The organism is Paraburkholderia sp. HC6.4b (assembly GCF_014200875.1).
Taxonomy (GTDB): Bacteria; Pseudomonadota; Gammaproteobacteria; order Burkholderiales; family Burkholderiaceae; genus Paraburkholderia; species Paraburkholderia tuberum.
The window spans coordinates 95,663-114,900 of the sequence record NZ_JACHDC010000015.1 but is presented as its reverse complement, the minus strand read 5'-3'; the positions used below and the strand labels follow the sequence as shown (position 1 = coordinate 114,900).

Annotated in this window: 19 protein-coding genes; 7 read left to right on the top strand and 12 right to left on the bottom strand. The window is 63.9% G+C overall.

What is annotated here, in order from left to right:
- Positions 1 to 31: 31 nt before the first annotated feature.
- Positions 32 to 235 (bottom strand): hypothetical protein, encoded by a 204-nt coding sequence (locus tag HDG34_RS22645; protein WP_184062286.1) that lies wholly within the window; start codon positions 233 to 235, stop codon positions 32 to 34.
- Here HDG34_RS22645 and purM point away from each other — a divergent pair.
- The gene (gene purM, locus HDG34_RS22640) at positions 234 to 1,301 is read left to right on the top strand and encodes a phosphoribosylformylglycinamidine cyclo-ligase (RefSeq protein WP_184062284.1); all 1,068 of its coding nucleotides are present in this window, start codon (positions 234 to 236) and stop codon (positions 1,299 to 1,301) included. The genes HDG34_RS22645 and purM overlap by 2 nt on opposite strands.
- Before the next feature lie 122 nt (positions 1,302 to 1,423).
- Here purM and miaA read toward each other — a convergent pair whose 3' ends face one another.
- Positions 1,424 to 2,365, bottom strand: coding sequence for a tRNA (adenosine(37)-N6)-dimethylallyltransferase MiaA (gene miaA, locus HDG34_RS22635; RefSeq protein WP_184062282.1), 942 nt, complete (start codon positions 2,363 to 2,365; stop codon positions 1,424 to 1,426).
- A 47-nt stretch (positions 2,366 to 2,412) separates the two neighbouring features.
- Positions 2,413 to 4,518 (bottom strand): DNA mismatch repair endonuclease MutL, encoded by a 2,106-nt coding sequence (gene mutL / locus HDG34_RS22630; RefSeq protein WP_184062280.1) that lies wholly within the window; start codon positions 4,516 to 4,518, stop codon positions 2,413 to 2,415.
- A gap of 194 nt (positions 4,519 to 4,712) precedes the next feature.
- Between mutL and HDG34_RS22625 the strand changes: the two genes are divergently transcribed.
- Positions 4,713 to 5,384 (top strand): VTT domain-containing protein, encoded by a 672-nt coding sequence (locus tag HDG34_RS22625; RefSeq protein WP_176078921.1) that lies wholly within the window; start codon positions 4,713 to 4,715, stop codon positions 5,382 to 5,384.
- A gap of 124 nt (positions 5,385 to 5,508) precedes the next feature.
- Here the strand turns inward: HDG34_RS22625 and HDG34_RS22620 are convergent, their stop codons facing one another.
- The 3 genes from HDG34_RS22620 to HDG34_RS22610 form a co-directional block, all read right to left on the bottom strand.
- The gene (locus tag HDG34_RS22620) at positions 5,509 to 6,327 is read right to left on the bottom strand and encodes a mechanosensitive ion channel family protein (protein WP_184062278.1); all 819 of its coding nucleotides are present in this window, start codon (positions 6,325 to 6,327) and stop codon (positions 5,509 to 5,511) included.
- 193 nt (positions 6,328 to 6,520) lie between these two features.
- A complete protein-coding gene (locus HDG34_RS22615) occupies positions 6,521 to 6,895 on the bottom strand; it encodes a hypothetical protein (RefSeq protein WP_184062276.1) in 375 nt (124 codons plus the stop codon).
- 234 nt (positions 6,896 to 7,129) lie between these two features.
- Positions 7,130 to 7,789: a hypothetical protein gene (locus HDG34_RS22610; RefSeq protein ID WP_184062274.1), complete on the bottom strand. Its 660-nt coding sequence runs from the start codon at positions 7,787 to 7,789 to the stop codon at positions 7,130 to 7,132.
- A 455-nt stretch (positions 7,790 to 8,244) separates the two neighbouring features.
- On the opposite strand from HDG34_RS22610, the gene HDG34_RS22605 reads away from it, so the two are divergent.
- Both HDG34_RS22605 and HDG34_RS22600 read left to right on the top strand, forming a co-directional pair.
- Positions 8,245 to 8,499 (top strand): hypothetical protein, encoded by a 255-nt coding sequence (locus HDG34_RS22605; RefSeq protein WP_184062272.1) that lies wholly within the window; start codon positions 8,245 to 8,247, stop codon positions 8,497 to 8,499.
- 21 nt (positions 8,500 to 8,520) lie between these two features.
- Positions 8,521 to 8,844, top strand: coding sequence for a hypothetical protein (locus HDG34_RS22600; RefSeq protein WP_184002279.1), 324 nt, complete (start codon positions 8,521 to 8,523; stop codon positions 8,842 to 8,844).
- A 60-nt stretch (positions 8,845 to 8,904) separates the two neighbouring features.
- On the opposite strand, the gene HDG34_RS22595 is transcribed toward HDG34_RS22600, so the two are convergent.
- The 5 genes from HDG34_RS22595 to HDG34_RS22575 all read right to left on the bottom strand — a co-directional run bounded on the left by HDG34_RS22595 (position 8,905) and on the right by HDG34_RS22575 (position 14,076).
- Positions 8,905 to 9,969, bottom strand: a complete 1,065-nt coding sequence (locus HDG34_RS22595; protein WP_184062270.1) for a YncE family protein — start codon at positions 9,967 to 9,969, stop codon at positions 8,905 to 8,907.
- A gap of 100 nt (positions 9,970 to 10,069) precedes the next feature.
- Positions 10,070 to 10,798, bottom strand: a complete 729-nt coding sequence (locus tag HDG34_RS22590; protein ID WP_184062268.1) for a TonB family protein — start codon at positions 10,796 to 10,798, stop codon at positions 10,070 to 10,072.
- A 1-nt stretch (position 10,799) separates the two neighbouring features.
- Entirely contained in the window at positions 10,800 to 11,198 is a 399-nt protein-coding gene (locus HDG34_RS22585; RefSeq protein WP_090803146.1) for a biopolymer transporter ExbD, read from the bottom strand.
- 2 nt (positions 11,199 to 11,200) lie between these two features.
- Positions 11,201 to 11,890 (bottom strand): MotA/TolQ/ExbB proton channel family protein, encoded by a 690-nt coding sequence (locus HDG34_RS22580; protein WP_184062266.1) that lies wholly within the window; start codon positions 11,888 to 11,890, stop codon positions 11,201 to 11,203.
- A 14-nt stretch (positions 11,891 to 11,904) separates the two neighbouring features.
- Positions 11,905 to 14,076 carry a TonB-dependent receptor gene (locus tag HDG34_RS22575; protein WP_184062264.1) on the bottom strand — a complete coding sequence of 724 codons (2,172 nt, stop codon included), beginning with the start codon at positions 14,074 to 14,076 and terminating at the stop codon, positions 11,905 to 11,907.
- Between the two features lie 446 nt (positions 14,077 to 14,522).
- Between HDG34_RS22575 and HDG34_RS22570 the strand changes: the two genes are divergently transcribed.
- The 3 genes from HDG34_RS22570 (at position 14,523) to HDG34_RS22560 (ending at position 17,155) form a co-directional block, all read left to right on the top strand.
- Positions 14,523 to 14,924, top strand: coding sequence for a phosphatase PAP2 family protein (locus HDG34_RS22570; protein ID WP_184062428.1), 402 nt, complete (start codon positions 14,523 to 14,525; stop codon positions 14,922 to 14,924).
- Positions 14,925 to 15,072: 148 nt separating this feature from the next.
- Entirely contained in the window at positions 15,073 to 15,795 is a 723-nt protein-coding gene (locus HDG34_RS22565; RefSeq protein ID WP_184062262.1) for a response regulator transcription factor, read from the top strand.
- Entirely contained in the window at positions 15,773 to 17,155 is a 1,383-nt protein-coding gene (locus HDG34_RS22560; protein ID WP_184062260.1) for a HAMP domain-containing sensor histidine kinase, read from the top strand. Before HDG34_RS22565 ends, HDG34_RS22560 begins: the two co-directional genes overlap by 23 nt.
- A 100-nt stretch (positions 17,156 to 17,255) precedes the next feature.
- Here HDG34_RS22560 and HDG34_RS22555 read toward each other — a convergent pair whose 3' ends face one another.
- Positions 17,256 to 18,998 (bottom strand): hypothetical protein, encoded by a 1,743-nt coding sequence (locus HDG34_RS22555; protein ID WP_184062258.1) that lies wholly within the window; start codon positions 18,996 to 18,998, stop codon positions 17,256 to 17,258.
- Positions 18,999 to 19,238: the final 240 nt, after the last annotated feature.

Here is a 19,238-nt window from a genome sequence, read left to right as displayed (position 1 = left end):
GAACCTCGAGGCCTGGAAGGTTGCCAGGCGCTCAGTTGTCGTGAAGCGTGCTCGCCGGGTCGTGAGGCCGCGCGTCGCGAAGCACGGCTGGCGCAATTGCGCGGGTCGGCGGCGCCGGAATCGGGGTGTCGTGTTGCAATGTCGTTTCCAGGATATCGTCGGAACGCGTGAATTCCAGCCAGGCGGCCAGCATCGGGTAAAATCGCATTTTACCGACCTTCGAGCTTTTCCCCATGAATCAACCGAAATCCGCCGAGCATTCAACCGATTCGGCCCAAGGTTTGTCGTATCGCGACGCCGGCGTGGACATCGATGCGGGTGACGCCCTCGTCGACGCCATCAAGCCCTTTGCCAAGAAGACCCTGCGCGACGGCGTGCTGGGCGGCATCGGTGGATTCGGCGCGTTGTTCGAAGTGCCGAAGAAGTACAAGGAACCGGTGCTCGTGTCCGGCACCGACGGCGTCGGCACCAAGCTGCGTCTGGCGTTCCAGCTGAACAAGCACGACACGGTCGGCCAGGATCTGGTCGCGATGAGCGTCAACGACATCCTCGTGCAGGGCGCCGAGCCGCTGTTCTTCCTCGACTATTTCGCCTGCGGCAAGCTCGACGTCGGCACGGCGGCGACCGTCGTGAAGGGCATTGCGCACGGCTGCGAGCTGTCGGGCTGCGCGTTGATCGGCGGCGAAACCGCGGAAATGCCGGGCATGTACCCGGACGGCGAATACGACCTGGCTGGTTTCGCGGTCGGCGCGGTGGAAAAGAGCAAGATCATCGACGGCAGCAAGATCGCGTCGGGCGACGTGGTGCTCGGGCTCGCGTCGAGCGGTATCCATTCGAACGGCTTTTCGCTCGTGCGCAAGATCATCGAGCGTGCCAATCCCGATCTGAACGCGGACTTCGACGGCCGCACGCTCGCCGACGCGCTGATGGCGCCGACGCGCATCTACGTGAAGCCGCTGCTCGCGCTGATGCAGCAGATCGAGGTCAATGGTATGGCGCACATCACGGGCGGCGGCCTCGTCGAGAACATTCCGCGCGTGCTGCGCGAAGGCCTGACGGCCGAGCTCGACCATCGCGCGTGGCCGCTGCCGCCGCTGTTCTCGTGGCTGCAGAAGCACGGCGGCGTCGCCGATGCGGAAATGCACCGCGTGTTCAACTGCGGTATCGGTATGGCGGTGATCGTGTCGGCCGCGGATGCCGAAGCGGCGATCGGTCTGCTGTCCGCGGCGGGCGAGCAGGTCTGGAAGATCGGCACGGTCCGTGAAAGCGCAGCGGGTGAAGCGCAGACGGTCGTGGTCTAAAGGTTGACGAGGGCGGCGTGCCGCAATGGTGCGCCGCGCTGGCTTCGAATCCTTTGTTTCACATTTCCCGCTTCAAATTCCCGCTTTACGTCCCTCCGATTCCCCCAACGCTGATCGGCGCCTCAAACCAGCGTTTCGATCAACTCCACCACCCGCGCCGTCGCGTGCGGATCGCAGCAATCCACCACCTGTCTTTCCGGCATGCTGCGCAGCCACGTGAGCTGCCGCTTGCAGAGTTGCCGCGTCGCGAAGACGCCCTTGTCGCGCATGGTCCGATAGTCGACCGCGCCATCGAGGTATGCCCACACCTGCCGATACCCGACGCAGCGCATCGACGGCATCTCCGGCAGCAGGTCGCCGCGCGCGCGCAGCTTCACCACTTCATCGACGAAACCGTGCGCGAGCATCGAATCGAAGCGCTGCTCGATGCGCGCGTGCAGCTCGCCACGCTCGGACGGCTCCAGCGCGACCGGCACGAAGCGTGCCGATGCGGCGTCGTCGGTGCGCGCGGGCGCGGCGAGCAGCGTCGACATCGGCTGGCCGGTCAGCATGAACACTTCCAGCGCGCGCTGGATGCGCTGCGAATCGTTCGGCGCGAGACGCGCGGCCGTGACCGGATCGAGCGCGGCGAGCCGCGCGTGAAGCGCCGGCCAGCCGTCGCGGGCGGCGTCGGCGTCGAGTCTCGCGCGTACTTCGGCATCGGCGGCGGGCAGGTCGTTGAGCCCCTGCGTGAGCGCCTTGTAGTAAAGCATCGTGCCGCCGACCAGCAGCGGCAGCCGCCCGCGCGCATGAATTTCTCCGACGAGCCGCAGCGTATCGGCGCGAAACTGCGCGGCCGAGTACGAGTCGGCCGGATCGACGATATCGATCAGATGATGCGGCGCGACCGCGCGTTCTTCCGCGGTCGGCTTCGCGGTGCCGATGTCCATCTCGCGATAGACGAGCGCCGAGTCGACGCTGATGATTTCGACCGGCCGCCGCGCGGCGAGCGCGAGCGCGGCGGCGGTCTTGCCGGACGCGGTCGGACCGAGCAGGCACGGGATGGGGGTAGGGTGTGACGTCATGGGCAAGCGGGCGCGCGGCGCAACGGTGTGATCGAAACGCAGCGCCGTTACTGCCCGCGCATGAACAGCCGATCGAGATCGGCCAGCGTCAGCTGATACCAGGTCGGACGCCCGTGGTTGCACTGATCGGCGCGCTCGGTCGCTTCCATCTGGCGCAACAGCGCGTTCATTTCGTCGAGCGTCAGACGCCGGTTCGCGCGCACCGCGTGATGGCACGCGAGCGTGCCGAGCAGTTCGTGCTGACGCTCGGTCAGCACGCGCGAGCCGCCGAATGCATGCAGGTCGGACAGCACCGCGCGCGCAAGCGCTTGCAGGTCGGCGTCCTTCAGCAACGCGGGGACTGCGCGGATCGCGAGCGTGGTCGGCGACAGCACCGCGAGGTCGAAGCCGAGTGCATCGAGCGTATCGCGCTCTTCCTCGACCGTGCCGATTTCGACCGGATCGGCCTGCATCGTCTGCGGGATCAGCAGCGGCTGCACGGCGATCGCGCGGTCGGCGAGCGCGCTCTTGAACTGCTCGTACAGGATGCGCTCGTGTGCCGCATGCATGTCGACGATCACGAGCCCATGGCGGTTCTGCGCGAGCACGTAGATGCCGTGGACCTGGCCGAGCGCGAAGCCGAGCGGCTGGTCGTCGGTGGCGTCGAATGCGGGGGCAGCCGGGCGCTGCGCGAACGGCGCTGCGTCGTATGGCGACGTCGCGTCGGTTGCGGAGTCGCGCGCTTCGAACAGCGACGCGCCTTCGACCCGGCCGGCAAGCGGATCCTTGCGGCCGAACAGCGCGTCGTAACCGGCGAGCGGTTGCGCGACCGGCAGCGTGCCTTGCGTCATGCGTGCCTGGCGCATCCACGTATTGCCAGGCTGCGAGGCGCCCGGGGCGCCGAAGCTGCTGAAGCCGCTGCCGCCGCCAAGGCCGCCGCGGTTTCCCGCGCCGAAGCCCGCGCCGCTCGAAAGACCGGCGCCCGCGCCAATGCCGTCGGCTACGCCGCTTGTGACACCCGGCGGCGTCGAACCAGATGGAGCCGGTCCACCGGCCGACGGTTCCAGGTGCGCCGCATGCCCGCCCGCCGTCGTTTCAGGCGACGCGCCCGCGTGCCGAGCGAGCGCGCGCTGCACCGCATGGAACACGAACTGGTGGATCGAGCGCGAATCGCGGAAACGCACCTCGATTTTCGACGGATGTACGTTCACGTCGACGCCTTCGGGTGGCAAATCGAGGAACAGCACGTACGACGGATAACGCTCACCGTGCAGCACGTCTTCATACGCGGCGCGCACCGCGTGCGTGAGCAGCTTGTCACGCACGAAGCGGCCGTTGACGAAGAAATACTGTTGATCGGCGCGACCGCGGCTCGCGGTCGGCAGACCGGCGCAGCCGTAGATCGCAAGCGGACCGGCGGATTCGCCGAGCGGCAGATGGGCGGTCGCGAACGTCTCGCCGAGAATCTTCGCAACCCGCGCGGGCGGCTCGCTCGCGTTCCAATGCTCGACGGCCTTGCCGTTGTGCAGCACCGAGATCGCGACGTCCGGCCGCGCGAGCGCGGCGCGGCGGATCTGTTCAAGACAGTGGCCGAGTTCGGTCTGTTCGCTTTTCAGGAATTTGCGGCGTGCCGGGGTGTTGAAGTACAGCTCGCGGACTTCGATCGTCGTGCCCTGGGTGCCGGCGGCGGGACTCAGCACGCCGGTTTCCGCGTCGATGCGCACCGCGTGCGGCACATCTGCGGTGCGGCTCGTGATGCTCATCTGCGCGACCGACGCGATCGACGCCAGCGCTTCGCCGCGGAACCCGAGCGTCGCGACCGCTTCGAGCTCGGCAAGCGAGCGGATCTTGCTGGTCGCATGGCGCGTCAGGGCGAGCACGAGTTCGTTCTCGGGGATGCCGCAGCCGTCGTCGGTGATCGAGATGCGTTTGACGCCGCCTTCGTCGAGCAGGATGCGCAGCGTCCGCGCGCCCGCGTCGAGCGCATTCTCGAGCAGCTCCTTGACTACCGACGCCGGCCGCTCGACCACTTCGCCGGCGGCGATCTGGCTGATCAATTGATCGGGGAGCGGCTGGATGGCGCGCAACGGACGCGGCACGGGCGCCGCGCGGGAGGCGTCGGAAGGTGCGGCCGTGGCCGCGGTGCCCGCAGGCGTTTCGGAGAATTCGGACATGGCGAAATTATAGCGACTTGGCGCACGCCGCCCGCGCAGACGCCCAACCAGCAGATTTTCATTCGACCCGAGGCACTTTCGGTATCATGTCGCGGTCAATTCGCAGCGGTCGGCCCGCCGCTCGCTGCGCCTGTTGCAGGGTCGCGCGGTGGCCGTTTTCCCTCTACGCATACACTGGTTTAAAAGGACGTTCCTTGGATACGCTGCTACATTTCGCCAATCTTGTCCTGCACATCGACAAGTTTCTCGGAGACTTCATTCAGGTGTACGGTGCCTGGGTCTACGCGGTGCTGTTCGCGATCGTGTTCGCTGAAACGGGGCTCGTGGTGCTGCCGTTTCTGCCGGGCGATTCGCTGCTGTTCATCGGCGGCGCGTTCTGCGCGACCGGGCAGATGCATCTCGGACTGCTGATCCTGTTGCTGCTGGTGGCGGCGGTCTCGGGCAATACGACCAACTATCTGATCGGCCGCGCGATCGGACCGCGCGTGTTCAATACGCACATTCCGGTGCTCGAGCGCTTTCTCGATCGCGCCGCGCTGCAGAAGACTCACAACTTCTATGAGAAACACGGCGGCAAGACGATCGTGCTCGCGCGTTTCATCCCTGTCGTGCGGACGTTTGCGCCGTTCGTCGCGGGCGCGTCGTCGATGACGTGGAGCCGCTTCCAGATGTTCAACGTCGTCGGCGCGCTGTTGTGGGTGCTGCTGCTGACACTGCTCGGCTATTTCTTCGGCAACATCCCGTTCATCCGTCAGTATCTGAACGTGATCGTGCTGGTCGGTATCGGCGCGGCGATCGTACCGATCGTGCTCGGCGCGCTGTGGAAGATGCTGCGCAAGAATGGCGCGAACGCGAGTACGCGTTGATGACGAGTCGTTTGCTGTATTTCGGGCCTTGAAAAACACGAAAGGCGTCGCGAATCTCGCGACGCCTTTTTTCATGCCGCCATGCCAACGACCCGTGTCGGGTGCCCGCGGAGGTTCGATCAGATCAATCGCGCGTGATCGCGCGCGGTGCGAGTGGCGTTTCCGGCGTCGGATAGCCGGCTTCCTTGAAGGTCTGAACGATCGCGCGATTGGTGTCGAAGTAGACCTGCCAGTAGTTCTGGTTGGACGAGTAAGGGCGCACACACAGCAGCGGTCCTTCTGGCGTGAAGCTCAAGACCTCGATATCCGGCGCGGGGTTTTCGGCCACGTTCGGAATCTTCGCGACGGCGGCTTTCAAACGCGCGATCGCATCGGTCGGATCGACGCCATTGGCGATCTTCGCGGTCAGCTCGACGCGCCGGAACGGCAGCACGCTGTAGTTCGAGATCGTGTCGGAGAAGATCTTGTTGTTGCCGATGATGGTCGTCACGTTGTCCGGCGTCACGATCGTGGTGCCGAACAGGCCCACCTCCGTGACGGTGCCGGTGACGCCCGCGGCCATGACGAAATCGCCGACCTTGAACGGCCGCAGCACCTGCATGAACACGCCGGCCGCGAAGTGCGCGAGCAGGCCACCCCACGCAGTACCGATCGCGAGGCCGAGGCCGGCGAGCAACGCGGCGAACGACGTCGTCTGCACACCGAAGATTTCCAGGATCGCGAGGACGAGCAGCAGGTTCAGCAACCCGGCGAGAATCGACGCGAGGTAGTGGGCGAGTGTCGGGTCGACCCGGCCGTTGCGTGCGAGCAGCTTGCGCGACAGGTTGGAGATCAGCCCGATGATCCAGCGGCCGACGAGCCACAGCACGATTGCGCCGATGACCTTGGTGCCGATGTCGATGCCACGGGTCATGACGAATGCACGTACGGTTTCGATATCCAAGATGTTTCCTCGTTATAGGTTGCCATCAACGGATTGAACGACGGTGGTGCCATGACCCACAACGCGCGGTCTTCGGGAGTTATAGCCGACGGCGCCCGCATGCGCAAGGACCGTTCCTGCCCTGCTCGCGGCGGCAATACAGAGATGAAACATGGCGGGGCGTACGTGAAAGGCCGGTCGGGGCGTGCCGGGCTCACATGCGCAGCCGCGATTCGGAGTACGGTGACGTCTGGATGACAACCGCGTCGTCCGGGGCGCTTTTCACGGGGCGCCGGCGCCTCGACATCCGGTGCCACGAGAACGCGATCACGATCGCGAGCGCATACGCGCCAGCACGCTGAAGAAACGACGTCGGCAGGGCGAATTGTCCATAGCGGTTCTGCGCGTCGGCGAACACGACAAACGTCAACAAGCCGTCGAGCACGCATGCGGTCAGCGCGATCACGATGAAAATCGCAGGGCCGCTCAGCGCGGCACCCGACCCGAACCGGTTATACAGTCGACAGGCCATCGATACGATGGCGAACAAGGCGAGGTTCGACAGCAGATCGAACAGAAAGGTGGTCATTATCGGTTCAATGAAAAAGCAATGGGCCGTGGGGTTGCCGGAACGTATGCTCGCGCAAGGTTCAGACATGCTCCGCTGATTCGGCGGCGATCATTGCATATCTTTTCATCTCGATAAATAACCAGAAAAAGCGAAAGTCGTATCGCTGTCTCTTTCGTTTGTTTTTTATGCAATCGGAATGTGAAAAGTCCTTCGCAAATTTATAGTACTGCGACGGTTTCCGTGCGCTGCGCCTCAGAAGCGATAAGAAATGCCGACCTGCAACGTCGGATACCATCGATAAGGCGAGACCTTATCGCGCAGTTGCTGCAATCCGGTGTTGATGATCTGCTGACTCATCTCCGGTCCCGCGGCCTGCGACAGTGCCGGCGACAGTGTGTACGAGGTCTTTGGAATGCCGTAGGCGACACCGAGATCGACCACGAGCCCCCAGCCTTTGGCTCTCGGGTGCAAGCCATAGCCGATGCCAAGGTAGGGCATCGCGGTCGGGTATCGGGCGGTCGCCGTCGCGTATTCGCCAGGAAAGGCCGGCGAGGCTTTGCCCTCGAATACGTACATGCCGTTGGTCGGAACCGAGTTGCCGCTGACCTCGTTGTCGGTCAGACGCAGGCCCGCTGTCGCGCGAAAGCCGGTGCCGGCCCACGGAAAGAAATCGCCGTAGAGACCGCCCTGACGCAGCCGTATGCCGTCTTCGTAGCGATTGCCCCCAACCTCGAAGTTGTGCGACAAATTGATCGCGTTGAAGTCCGCGTGCACGCCGAACCACGACGTGACGCTCCACGCCGCGCCAACCCCGATGCCCAGCGTGCCGCCTTGCAGATAGACCTCCTGCGCATGCGACGTTTCGATCAGACACGGCAAAGCCACTACCCAGATTACCTTTCCAGCTTTCATGGGTACCCCCGGAGCGGCGGGGCAGCCCGATCGTTACGGGACGCGCTCGCCGTTTTGTCGTCTCTTCTTTGTTGCTCTGTTTGTCGCGAACGCTCGAAGGCGTCGTGAAGCGATCATGCGAGCAGAGGGTGTAGACGGTCTGTGAGGTGGCGAACCATACGGTCAATGAATGGGGTTGGAGTGCGCGACGATGTCGCCGCGTCGCCATTCAGTTCGAGCGACGGCAGATGTCAATCGCGGAGCCTTGGCGAGGAGCGCCGCCTCGCTTTGGGAGTGGCCGGTCGGTAAGGAAGCTTAGGGAACTGCGCATCGCCGATGACGCTTGCCCACGCCTTCATCCAGCAGGTGGCGAGTGTCTTTTCGGCTTCCGACTCAGCGCGCATAAGGCGGCTCGTGGCAAGACGCAAACGAGCCAACGCATATTCCTTGCGTGTGGATTCCCGACGCAAAAGCGAATGATTCTTCTGCATGCCGGCTACCGAAAAATTAGCGAGAAGCGTGGCAAATTAAATCGGGCCGCATTGCATCGTACCCGACGAACGACCGCGCGGCGCAAGCGACGGACTGCTGTCGAGTTAGGATTCGCTGGGGCGTTGCGTCGCAACACCTGCCACTGTGGTGAAAACGCCAAATCAACCTTGTTTAATTTTGACAAGTCGCGCCGTGCGTTTATCCGTGCGACGATGAAATCGTCAATGGTCCTGACATGAAGATCCAGTTACGGGGGCTCCATGAGTAGCATTCCGCTTATCTGGGCAGCGGTGCCGCACAACAGCGACGGTGTTGTCTTTCAGATCCGGCTGGGCCGCGGACTTCAGCGTTTTCATGTGTCGCGGCGCGTGCTCGAGGATGTGTTCGAGCTCCAACGAAAAGCGTCCGACGCGCGCCAACTCGAATTCTTCTATGTGCACGAGCAACGCATCCTCGCGCGCGCCAGCGCAAAGCGTGCGACGGCCTGCTCGGCCACCGTTTCACTACGGGCCGCCGATTTCGGCGTGTCGAACGACAGCGAGCGCTGGGCGACGCCGAGCGGCGTCGCGCACGGCCTCATCTAGGCGAACCGATGTTTGACGCGCCGCCGCGATCAACGGGCGGCCGTGCGTCGATGCCGCGCGTCAGCGTGCCTTGAGCTGCGCCTCGAGCACTTCGAACGTACCGGGGATGACCGTCGCGCGCGGATGAGAATTGGCAGCCGTGGCCGGGTCGGCCGCGCCGGACTTCGACGACACCAGATAGATCCGGTGCTGCTGTTCATCGAGCGCCATCGTTTTCGCGCCTTCCAGCGTTGGCATGTTCTGCGCGACCGTGTAATGGTCCGCATCGTCTTCATGCACGATCGTCAGCGTGCCGTCCGCGCCGTTCGAACTGAACGCGAGCTTCAAGGCCGGATCGAAAGCCGCCGCGTCGGGGTGACCCCCTATCAGCACCTCGGCCACGCGACGGCCCGACGTCGTATCGACGATCATCATGCGGTGATTGGCGCAAACCGAAAACAGGCGCTCGCTCGCCGGATCGATCGCGAGTCCGGTCGGCGACTCGCACCGTGCGAGTGGCCAATGCGCCAGCACCGTCGCGGACCGACCGTCCATCTCGACGATCTCGGCGCGATCTTCCACATTGACGAACACGTGCCCGTGGCTGTCCGCCGCGAGCGCCTCCGGCTTGCCGCCCACGCTCATCGTGGCGACCACCTTGCGCGTCGCGACGTCGATTGCGCTGACGCTGCCGTCGTGGCCATTGCTCACGAAGATGCGCCGCAAGGCCGGCACGTAGAGGATGCCGTCCGGGTCGGAGCCCGCGGCCTTGATGCTGTCGACGACCTTGAGGGTGTCGAGATCGACGACGCTCACCGTATTGGCGCGGCCGTTGGTGACGAAGCCGAGCTTGAGGTCCTCCACGAACGCGAAGCCGTGCACGCCGTCGGTGTTGGCGATCTCGCCGACCGGTTTGCCGGTGCGCGTATCGATCACCTGCACGTGCGTGTCGCGGCTGATGAAGAGGTGCTGGCGAACAGCGTCGTACGCCACGTAATCCCAACGCTCGCCGCCTTCGAGGCCGTAGCGTTTCGCGATTTCGAATTGATCGGCGTTGGCGCCCGTCGCCGCATGGACGTTCGACAGCGCGAGCAGGGAAGCGACGCCGCCGGCGATCAGGGCGGACAGGATATTTTTCAGTTTCACGTTGAGTAGATTCTTACTGGTACTGCGGATGGATTGGGAACAGGGACGCCACTCCGGTGGGCGGATGACGTCCCTCGTGCGGTTGGGCGTTAGCGGATCATCATTCGTGGTCGTCGAGTTTGAAGTCGACCCACAACTGCTCCGAGAGCGTTTTGCCCACGAATGCGGACTCGGGTTTCGGATAAGCGGCGTCGCGCACGGCTGCGAGCGCTGCGCGGTCCAGCAGTCCGATACCGCTCGACACCACGACGCTGAGGTCGGACACGACGCCGTCGCGATACCGGAACGCGACGCGTGTGCGGCCCGTCATGCCAGCCATGCGGGCCGACTCGGGATAGCGCAGCGCGGCCTGAATCGCCGCGCGCAGCGCACCCTCGAAGCTTGGCGTAGGCGCGGCTGCAACCGGCGCCGCAGCGGGTGCGGGCGGTTGCCGCGCGGGCTCGGCTGGCGGTTGCGGCGCGGGCGCGGATGGCGGCTCGGTCGGTGTCGCCGCGGGCTGCACCGGCACCGGAGTCGGCACGCGCTTCGGCACCGCGGCCGTCACGGGCTTCGCGGACGTGTGCGCAGCATGGCGCGCGGGTACGACCGGCCGCGCGGGAGGCGGCACGGGCTTCGCAGGCGGCTGCGGCGGTTGCGGCGCGGGAGCCGGTGCCGCCAGCGTCAGCAGCGTTGGCGGCGCTTCATGCGACACGGAAGACACCCGGGTCGTATGCGTGAGCAGCGCAATCGTCGCGCCGAGCACCAGCGCTTCTGCGACGAGCGCGATGGCGGCGGCCGGCAATAGGCGCGTTCGTTGCTGCACGGTCCCGCAGGCGGGTACGGTTGCCATATCAGTTCGCCACGGGCTGCGCGGCGAGCGCGATTTGCGATACACCCGCGGCGCGGCACGCGTCCATCACCGAGACGAGGTGCTGGATCTGCGCCTGCTTCGAGCCGGCAATCGTCACGACCGTATGCGCGACGTCCGTGCGGGCGGCGAGCAGGGTGGTCAATTGCGCAAGGCTCAGCGTGCGGCCGTCGACCGACAGACTGCCGTCGGTCGCGAGCGTTACCGTGACCTGCGGCGGCGGCAGCGCTTGCGCCGTGGCGCTCGACGGCAGCTGCGAGCGCAGCCCCGCGTTCGGGATCATGTGCAGCGTGATCATGATGAAGAACACCAGTAGAAAGAACATGATGTCGATCATCGGGATGATCTCGATGCGCGCCTTTCGCGCCTCGAAATACTTCATCGTCAGACTCCCTGCGAGGCGAATTTGCCGACCACCGGGCGCGGCACTTCATGCACCGGCTTGAGCGACTCATGCGTTCTGGCCGCAAGCCGGTTCACGAGCGCCGCCTTCAGGGTTTCGAGCTGATGGACGACGCCTCTTACGCGGTTGTGCAGACCGTTGAAGAACACGAGGCCGATCATCGCGACGAACAGACCCGACGCCGTCGCGATCAGTGCCTCGGCCACGCCGCCCGTGACCTGGGTCGGTGCGTTGCCCGGATTCGACAGCACCTGGAACGCGTTGAACATACCGACGATCGTGCCGAACAGACCGAGCAACGGCGCGAGCGTGACGATCGTGTCGAGCACCCACAGGAAGCGGTCGATGTTCGGTGCTTCGCGCATGATCGCTTCGTCGAGACACGCATCGAGCTCATCGCGCGACGTCTGACCGGCAAGCCGGCCGGCGACCTTCAGCAGGCTCGCCATCGGCAGCGCCTGAAACGGTTCGGCGCATGCCGTCAGCGAGGCGGCGTTCAGTTGTTCGAGGCGGTCGACCTGGTCGAGCACCGCGCGGCTGCCGCTCGATGCGCGCTGCAGGAACCACGAGCGCTCGATGATGATCGTCAGGGCAACGAACAGCATGGCGGCAATCACATACAACACGCCACCGGAATTGTTCGCGAGGTGCAGCAGGTTATCGACAGTCATGAAAGAAGCTCCGTTCAGAAATCGGTGGACAGCGTCGCGACGAACGCGCGGCCCGGGATGGTCCAGTAAAGCGGTGTGTTGTCCGCGGCGGTGTAGCCGGCCAGCGCATTGATGCTGGTGCGGTTGAAAAGGTTGTCGATCTGCAAGCCGAGGCGCGTGTCATGCGTCCACGGTGCGAGTCGGGCAAACGTGTATGAGCTGGCGAAGTTGGTGATCGCATAGCCGCCGATCGGCTGGGTGTTGCCGGTATCGCCATACTGATGGCCGACGAACTTCATCAGCAACGAACCGTTGAGCGGCCCGCGTTCGTAGAGCACGCCGGCGGCGGCCGTCGATTGCGGCGCGTTGGGCATCCACGTATTGGTGCTCTTCTGTTTGGCCGAATTGAAGGTCAGATTGCCGTACAGGCTGAAGCCGTCGCCGACCGACAAGGTCGCTTCGGTTTCGACCCCCTTGTAGGTCGCGCCACCCGCATTCGAGAAGATCACGTTGTTGCCGACCGTGCGGCTCGTCACCGCGTTGCGGAAGTTGATGTAGTACAGATCGGCGGCGACGGTCAGACGCCCCGTTTTGTACGTCGTGCCGATCTGGTAGTTGTCGGTCTGTTCCGGATCGGGTTGTCCCGAGACGGTCGGATCGTTGACATAGAACACATTCAGGTTCGGCGCGAGAAAGCCCTGCGCGTACTGCGCATACGCGCTCCATTGCGGGGTGATCTGCTGGTGCAGCGTCAACGACGGCAGCACCTTGTCCCACGTGTGGCTGAAATCGAGCGGCTCACCGGTCTTCTGGTTCATCGGCGTATCGATGCTGCGGTTGAACGACACGTACTTGAGTCCCGGCGTAATCGTCAAACCGTTCTGCAGTTGCCAGGCGTATTGCAGATACGGCTGAAACGTCAGCATCGTGTCGTTCATCGTGAAGTTCTGCGAGATGAACGCGAAGTTCAGCGACGAATCGACATTGAAGTTGTCGCGGAAGTTCGACTGGTGCGCGATCCACATGCCGGTCTGCAGCTTGCCGGGACCGAGCTGCCGCTCGAGCGCGAGGACGTCGCCAAACGCGCGGTAGTTGTTGTTCATTTCCTGGCCCGGCACGTTGTTCGGGCCGAAGATCGTGCCGTTTGGCGTTTCACCGTTCGGGTCGAGTCCGTTGAAGCCGTTGTGGTAGTAACCGTACGTATAGAGCTTGTTGTCGATCACCCACTCGGCGACCTTCGTTTTCACGCCGATGTATTCGAAGTCCGTGTTGATCTTGTCGAAGTTGTAGCCGGCATAGGCCTGACTCGTCGGGTCGGCGCTAAGACCGAAGTTGGGACCGAACTGCTGGATCTGCGCGGCCGTCGCGCCGAGCGGCACGTTCTGGTGGATGTTGTTGTAAGTCGCGAACAGCGTGAGCAGCGTGTTGTCGCCGATCGGCTTGTCGAGCTTGAAGTAGACGTTCTGACGGCGCTGGTCCGCGTTGGTCAGATAACCGTCGCTGCTGCTCTGCGCATAGCCGACCATTGCGCGCGCATCGCCCCATTGCTGCAGATAGCCGGTATTGAACTCGGCGCCGGCCTGCCATGTGTCGAAGCTGCCGTACGAGCCGAGCACCGAGAATGCCGGCGATGCCGACGGATCCCTCGACTGCAGGCTGATCGTTCCGCCGAAGGTGGCGAAGCCGATCTGCGAAGCGTCGCCGGGACCGCGGTCGACGACGATATTGCCGAGCACCCGGTTCGAGAAAAACGACGTCGAATGATGGGTGAAGTCGTTGGTATCGCCAAACGGGATGCCGTCGAATGTCACGTTGTACTGACCGTCCTGAAAGCCGCGAATGGACAGACTCTGCGATTCCATCAGGCCGGAGCCGTTCGGAGAAACATTCGACACGCTCGGCGCGATCTGCACGATCTCGCTGTAGTTCGCGGTCGGAGCGGTACTGTTTTCGATGTAGTGCCGGCTGATCACCGACTGCGGTTGGGTTGCAGTGAGCGAGCCTTGCGACGGCGCCTGTGCCGGTGCCGACTGCACGTTGGTGCTGGTGGCCGTGCCGCTATTCGATGACGAGACGGCCGTGCTTTGCACGGAGCCGAGATCGCCCGAGGTCTGGGCATGCGAGATCTGCGCGCCGGCCGCGCACAGTGTGGCAAGAACGAATTGCGTCAGCGGCTTCTTTCTAAGGGGAAAACTAACCCGTTGCATGGTGCAGCATCCTTTCGCGAGTGGGGCGATGAACTGGTAGTCGAACGAGGCGGGATGCTATCAACCGTCCGTTAATGCGAAGTGATCGGTATCTTACGAATCTAAAGTTGCTATTACGGATGCCCCACAACAGCGCGATCCGCACTGACGCGATGCGACGCGCTCACGTTTGTAAGTTTGTGGACACCGCGCATTCATACGTGCGCACTAGCATCGGCAGCACCGTTCAGGCGGTGAATCACGCCTTTTCTCCTGGCGGCGATAGCGCCGTGCCGCTTCGCTGCAATCTCTCTTCATTTCTCGCACACGATGAAACGCTTGACCTACTTGCCGCTCGCGGCTTCCCTCTTCGTCGCTGCAAGTGCGGCGAGTTACGCCGCACCGTCCGCGGATGCGAGCTATCTCGACGCCCGTAAAATTCCGCTTGGCGTCCGAAAACCGCTGCGCTGTTCGAAGCCGTCGATCACGATGCCGAGCGGGTCGCAAAAGGTGGCAAGCATTTCTTTAGCCGCGCGCGGCCCTTCATCGCGAGCCGCGACGTGCAACCGATCGTGCCGAAGCGGCCCGGCGACGACTACCACTCGTACCCGAGCGGTCACGCGACCTTCGGCTATCTGTGCGCGATCCTGCTCGCACAGATGGTCCCCGAGAAGCGCGATGCGCTATTCGCGCGTGGGCGCGAATTCGGCATGAACCGCGTCGTCGACGGCGTCCACTATCCGAGCGATGTCGAAGCGGGTCGCATCGACGGAACGCTCGTCGCGGCGGCGCTGATGGCCAATCCGGATTTTCAGCGCGACTTTGCCGATGCGAAGGCGGAAGTGCGCGCGGCACTGAAGCTCGACTAGTTGCACGTGTGAACGGTTTTCGGCTCCGCCCGGGACGCGTCATGAAGCAGCAACATGACCATGTCATACTCCGCGCCCGCATAGGCGGCCCCCGCTATTGACGTCGCCGTTCATGCGGCGACGCACGACCACAGGAAACGACGTCCTCTTGGAAAGCAGAGCAGCGATCAACTACCCTGCGGGGCGCAGACCCCGCATTCTCGTCGTCGAAGATGACGAGCGTGTGAGGCTCGAAGTGTCCACCGCGCTCGAGGACTACAACTTCGCGGTGGAAAGCGTGCCGAGCGGCCATGCCGGCCTGCTGCGCGCGCTCAACGGCGATTTCGACGCAGTCGTGCTCGACCGGATGCTGCCCGACGTGGATGGTCTGTCGATCCTCTCCACGTTGCGCAACGTCGGCAAAGAGACCCCGGTGCTGATACTGAGCGCGCTTTCGGCGGTCGACGAACGCGTACGCGGCCTGCGCGCCGGCGGCGATGATTACCTGACCAAACCATTCGACAGTCTCGAGCTGACCGCGCGCCTCAATGCGCTGCTGCGCCGCCGCTCTTCTTCGGAGCAACCGCTGGTGCTGAGCGTCGGCGATCTCGTGCTCGATATGGGCACGCATCAGGTCCGGCGCGCGGGCGAGTCGATCGAGTTGAAGCCCCGCGAGTACCAGTTGCTCAGATACCTGATGCTGCATACGGAGCAGCCTGTGACGCGCGCGATGCTGTTCGAGTCGGTCTGGAATTACCGCTTCAATGCGCAGACCAACGTGATCGACATGCATATCGGTCATCTGCGCCGCAAGATCAGTCTGAACGGACGGTTTTCGCTGATGATCCACACGGTTCGAAATGTCGGCTATGTCCTCCGTGCCGGCGAATAGGCGCTGGCCGCGCCTGCCGGCGAACAACGTCACATGGCTGCTGATGGTGTTCATCAGTTGCGCGGTCGTGCTGTTCGCGATGCTCTACTGGATGATGCACACGTATCTGCTGCACGAGGTCGATGAACGGCTGCGCGGAGAAGTGGCCGAGTTCAGCTCGATCGGCCGCGCCGAGGCGATCGCCAATATCGCGGCGCTGAGCCGGCGCGACATCGCGAGCAGCCGGCCCTATGGCGTGTTCGACGAAGAAGGCCGCTGGCTCGCCGGCAATATCCATGCGTTGCCGGCCGAGCGCGAGCGCCGGCCGTTCTACTACACGCAAGCAATGGACGACGGGCCGCCGTCGCTGGCCAGTCATTTTCGCGGCATCATCGTGCCGACGCGTAGCGGTCTGCGGGTGGTCGTCGGTCACTCGATCGACGAGATCATTCATTTCGACCATACGCTCGTGAAGATCCTGTGCCTCGGGCTCATGCTGACGATTCTGCTTGCCGTCGGCTGCGGCGCCGCGCTTCACGCGATGTCGAACCGGCGTATCCGCTCGATGAGTCTGACGGCGCGCGAGATCATGGCGGGTCAACTGAACCGGCGTCTGTCGAATCGCGGCACGCATCACGATCTCGACCGTCTGGCGGAAATCGTCAACCTGATGCTCGATGAAATCGAGCGGCTGGTGGCCGAAGTGCGCGGCGTGTGCGCGGGCATCGCACACGATCTGCGCACGCCGATGACGCATCTGCGCGCGGGCCTCGAACGCGCGCGGCGGCGCTCGCATACCGTCGACGACTACACGAGCGCCGTCGACACCGCGATCGCGCAATCGGACGTCGTGCTGAACCGTTTCACCGCGCTATTGAGGATCGCGGAGGTCGAAGCGGATGTCAGACGCGCGAGCTTCTGCGACGTGTCGCTGGACACCATCCTGCGCGACGTCGCGGAGTTGTACGAGCCGGTCGCGGAGAACCGTCGATTGTCGGTCGCGGTGCTTGCGTCCGAACCAGTTTTCGCGCGCGGCGACGTGGATCTGCTGTTCGGCGCGATCGAGAATCTGCTCGATAACGCGCTGAAGTTTACGCCCGGTGGCGGCGCGGTGACGCTGCAAGCAACGCTTGAAGCGGGAAGGCCCGTCGTGCAGGTCGCGGATACTGGACCCGGTATCGAGGCAGGTGAGCGCGATGCTGTCCTGCGTCCGTTCTATCGCAGCAGAAACGGGCAGGAGGCGGCGACTTCGGGGCATGGCGTCGGCTTGAGTCTCGTGGCCGCGATCGCGCGGGTGCACGAGGCCGTCGTGGAGATTCACGACAACACGCCAGGCTGCAGGATCGTGTTGCGGTTCAATGCGGGACTGCCGGCGCGTTGAGGCGAGACGGCGATTGCTCGCGACGGATTTTACGTTGGAGCGTGCCAGAAAAAACGACCTGCCGGATGGCAGGTCGTTTCATTTGAATCTACTAACCCGCTCAGGACTTCGGCACGAGTGCGACGCCGCGCAGCGCCTGGCCATACGGCGCGGTCTGCATCACGGTGAAGCCCTTCGCCGAGCTCACCGTCGAACCGTTGATGCTCACGGTGATCTTGACGAGCTGGTTCGAGTCGGCGCCCGCATCGAACGCGGTGCCGAGGCTGTTGCCGATCGTCGAGGTCACCGCGTAGATCGTGAACGAACCGTCGCTGTTGACCTGGCCCGTGATGTTGCGCAAGCCGTCAGGCGTCGTCGTATAGCTCGCGCCCTTCGTACCGTACGCGCCGGTCGTGTCCGTCACCGTGTAGGCCGTGCCGAGGTTCAGGCCGGTCGTCAGGTTGGCGAGCGGCTTCCACGTGCCGTTCTGGTTCTGATAGACCCACAGGCCGCCGCTGCCGCTCACCTGGTCGCCCGGCGTGCTGTCGCCTTCGTCAGCGACGAACATGATCGACGGATTCGACGCGGGGATCCACATCCCGAACGGATAGACCGTGCCGGTCACCTGGCTAGGCGACGTGAGCGCCGTCAGGTTGGTCGCGAGGGCCGTCGGGAAACCAGGCACGATCGTCGTCGCGGCGTTTTGCGGCAACTTGCCGCCATTGGCGAGCGCACCGGTCGCGCCGACCTGGTACACCGTGTTCACGCCGTTGCCGCCGCTGCCCTTCGAGACGTACATCGTGCCGTCCGGGCCGACGAACAGGCCGCGGTAGTTGGCGTCCTTGCCGGTTTTGTCGGCGGCCGTCGCGGGCGTGGTCGGCAGACTCGCGATCGAGAAGCCGAACTGGTCGCCCGTCGAGCTACCGCCCGTGATCGAACCCATCGACGCCAGCGAGCACGCCGTTCCAGCCGGTGCGACCGCGTACGTGCCGGTGCCCGTGCCGGACTGGAATGCGCCGATCACTTGCGTGAACGCGCATTGGCTGCCCGGAGCGATGCTTTGCACGCCGGTGTTCATCGTCAGCATGTCGAGCTGGGCCGTCGTCGGCTTCGGATTCTTGCCCGAATTGCCGGCATTGCCGACGATGTAGTACATGCCGTTGGCGAGCACGGCCGCGCGGCTGTTGTTGCCGGCGTACGCGTTGGTGTTCGTGAACGACAGGCTGTTATCGGCGAAATTCAGCTGCGCGACGGTACGGTAGGTAGGCGTTGCGACGTCGGTATTCGTCGTGTCGACCACGCCCGGCGTATTCGTGTTTGAGATATCGAGCTGGTCGATCGACGCGTTGTAGCCGGTGAAGGTCAGCGATTTCTGATCCAGCGACACGTTCAGCGCGAGTTCCGACTTCGAGGCGAAGCTGGTGGCGAAATTCACGTTGCTCTTCGCGGCCAGAGCGGTGACGTCCAGCGTTTGCGACGGGCTCGTCGCGTTCGGTGCCCACTGGTCCAGATACGCTTCCGACGTCACGCCGAAGTTGGCGTCGTTCGAATCGTTGGTGAACACGTTCGGAAAGCCGCCGGGCGTGACGGCCGTCACGGGCGACGTATTGGTGGTCGTGGGCGTCGCGTTATAAGGCAGCGTGCCGCTCACGACGTACGCCGGATCATAGGCCGTGCGCGAGATCAGCAGGTTGCCAGCCGTATAGTTGCTGGCGGAAGTCGAGGGCGTCGTCGTCGTGGCCGGGGTGCTGCTCGTGGTGCCTTGCGGCGCGCTCGTGCTCGACGGGTTTTGGGTGCTGCCGCCGCAGCCGTAGATGGCGGAGATCAGAACCGCGATCGGAAGCGCCTTCAGGGTGGTTTGCATTCTGTGTGTTTGAGTAGGGTGGGTGAAATTTTTTGAAAGTTGCAGCCGGTATTGCAAGTCGCGAGGCTACAAACCACCCGTGGCACAAACATGAATCGAAAATTACTAAAAAGATAAGAATGCGCTGGCGCGATGTCGTTGCGGGATGCCTGGTGTTTTTTGGCGGCGTTGGAGGGCGGAGGGCAGTGCCTGAACGGAAGGCTACGTTGAGGCGGACGGGAAGAGGCGGCTCGCTTGCCG

Excerpts from the sequence above, each read along its gene's own strand:
- HDG34_RS22585 (WP_090803146.1), bottom strand. The coding sequence starts at position 11,198 with ATGAAGTATTTCGAGGCGCGAAAGGCGCGCATCGAGATCATCCCGATG.
- HDG34_RS22575 (WP_184062264.1), bottom strand. The coding sequence starts at position 14,076 with ATGCAACGGGTTAGTTTTCCCCTTAGAAAGAAGCCGCTGACGCAATTC.
- HDG34_RS22605 (WP_184062272.1), top strand. The coding sequence starts at position 8,245 with ATGATTCTTCTGCATGCCGGCTACCGAAAAATTAGCGAGAAGCGTGGC.
- HDG34_RS22580 (WP_184062266.1), bottom strand. The coding sequence starts at position 11,890 with ATGACTGTCGATAACCTGCTGCACCTCGCGAACAATTCCGGTGGCGTG.
- HDG34_RS22560 (WP_184062260.1), top strand. The coding sequence starts at position 15,773 with ATGTCCTCCGTGCCGGCGAATAGGCGCTGGCCGCGCCTGCCGGCGAAC.
- HDG34_RS22590 (WP_184062268.1), bottom strand. The coding sequence starts at position 10,798 with ATGGCAACCGTACCCGCCTGCGGGACCGTGCAGCAACGAACGCGCCTA.
- HDG34_RS22615 (WP_184062276.1), bottom strand. The coding sequence starts at position 6,895 with ATGACCACCTTTCTGTTCGATCTGCTGTCGAACCTCGCCTTGTTCGCC.
- miaA (WP_184062282.1), bottom strand. The coding sequence starts at position 2,365 with ATGACGTCACACCCTACCCCCATCCCGTGCCTGCTCGGTCCGACCGCG.
- purM (WP_184062284.1), top strand. The coding sequence starts at position 234 with ATGAATCAACCGAAATCCGCCGAGCATTCAACCGATTCGGCCCAAGGT.
- HDG34_RS22555 (WP_184062258.1), bottom strand. The coding sequence starts at position 18,998 with ATGCAAACCACCCTGAAGGCGCTTCCGATCGCGGTTCTGATCTCCGCC.
- HDG34_RS22600 (WP_184002279.1), top strand. The coding sequence starts at position 8,521 with ATGAGTAGCATTCCGCTTATCTGGGCAGCGGTGCCGCACAACAGCGAC.
- HDG34_RS22645 (WP_184062286.1), bottom strand. The coding sequence starts at position 235 with ATGGGGAAAAGCTCGAAGGTCGGTAAAATGCGATTTTACCCGATGCTG.
- mutL (WP_184062280.1), bottom strand. The coding sequence starts at position 4,518 with ATGTCCGAATTCTCCGAAACGCCTGCGGGCACCGCGGCCACGGCCGCA.
- HDG34_RS22610 (WP_184062274.1), bottom strand. The coding sequence starts at position 7,789 with ATGAAAGCTGGAAAGGTAATCTGGGTAGTGGCTTTGCCGTGTCTGATC.